The 1,314-nt window shown below is 73.2% G+C and carries 1 protein-coding gene; it reads left to right on the plus strand.

Annotated elements, in window-relative coordinates; all coding sequences use genetic code 11:
* Window positions 1-39: 39 nt before the first annotated feature.
* Window positions 40-1,314: polyketide synthase dehydratase domain-containing protein (locus AXW62_RS39680; protein ID WP_174556493.1), on the plus strand; the 1,275-nt coding region annotated here is incomplete at its 3' end.

Raw genomic sequence — 1,314 nt, forward strand, 5'->3', positions numbered from 1 at the left:
AGGTTGCTGACGAGCCTGGCCCAGGCTTACGTGCACGGCGTGGACGTCGATTGGTCCGTGTGGTTCGAGGGCCTCGGTGCCCGTCACGTGGAGTTGCCCACGTACGCCTTCCAGCGCCGACGGTACTGGCTGGAGACGGTGCATGGTTCGGCCGATGCCGTCGGGCTGGGGCTGGAGTCGGCGGGTCATCCGCTGCTTGGCGCGGTGGTGGTGCCGGCGTCGCAGGACGGTGTGGTGCTGACCGGGCGGTTGTCGTCGTACACGCATCCGTGGTTGGCGGATCATGTGATCGGTGGGTCGGTTCTGCTGCCGGGTACGGCGTTCGTGGAGCTGGCGTTGCGCGCCGGTGACGAGGTCGGTTGCGGGTTGCTGGAGGAGCTGACCCTGGAGCAGCCGCTGGTGCTGTCCGGGGACCGCTCGGTGGCGGTCCAGGTGACCGTGGAGGCGCCGGACGAGACCGGACGCCGTACCGTCGTCGTCCACTCCCGCCCCCAGGGCGCGGGCGAGACCGACGAGCCCATGACCCAGCACGCGACCGGCGTCCTGGTGGCGGGCGCGGCCGACGTCCCCGAGCAGGGCCTCGGGGTGTGGCCACCCGAGGGCGCGGAGCCGGTCGATCTGGCCGACGTGTACGAACGCCTCGCGAGCCGCGGCTATGGCTACGGCCCGGTGTTCCGGGGCCTGCGCGCGGTGTGGCGGACGGGCGGCGGCGAGTTCTTCGCCGAGCTGGCGCTCCCGGAGGGCACGCAGCCTCCGTCGACCGCGTTCGGTATGCACCCGGCGCTGCTGGATGCCGCTCTGCACGCCGTGCTGCTCGACACCGGGAGCGATGAGCTGCTGGTGCCGTTCGCGTGGACCGGGGTGCGGCTGCACGCGGTCGGCGCCTCCGCGCTGCGCGTACGGCTGACGCCCGGTGCGGCGGGCAACGTGGCGATGGCGGCGTTCGACGAGGACGGAGCGCCGGTCTTCTCCGCCGAGGCCGTGACCATGCGGGCAGCCGTGGCGGAGCGGTTCTCGGGCGCGGCCACCGCGGTGCGGCAGTCGCTGTTCGACGTTCAGTGGATATCCCTGCCCCCGTCCGAGCGCAGGCCGGTGGAGTGGGCCGAGCTGGGTCCCGACTACGACCTGGATGCGCTGGTCGCCGCCGGTACGGTGCCGGAACTCGTGGTCGCCCCGGTGGAGTCCGGCGGCGAGGTGCACGCGCGCCTCGGCGCGGTGCTGCGGCTCGTCCAGCGGTTCGTGGAGGCCCCGGAGCTGGTCGACGCCCGGCTCGTACTCGCCACTCGGCACGCTGTGCCGGTGGTCGCCGGCGAC

Origin of the sequence: Streptomyces hygroscopicus subsp. hygroscopicus, assembly GCF_001553455.1 — a bacterium.
Classification (GTDB): Bacteria; Actinomycetota; Actinomycetes; order Streptomycetales; family Streptomycetaceae; genus Streptomyces; species Streptomyces hygroscopicus.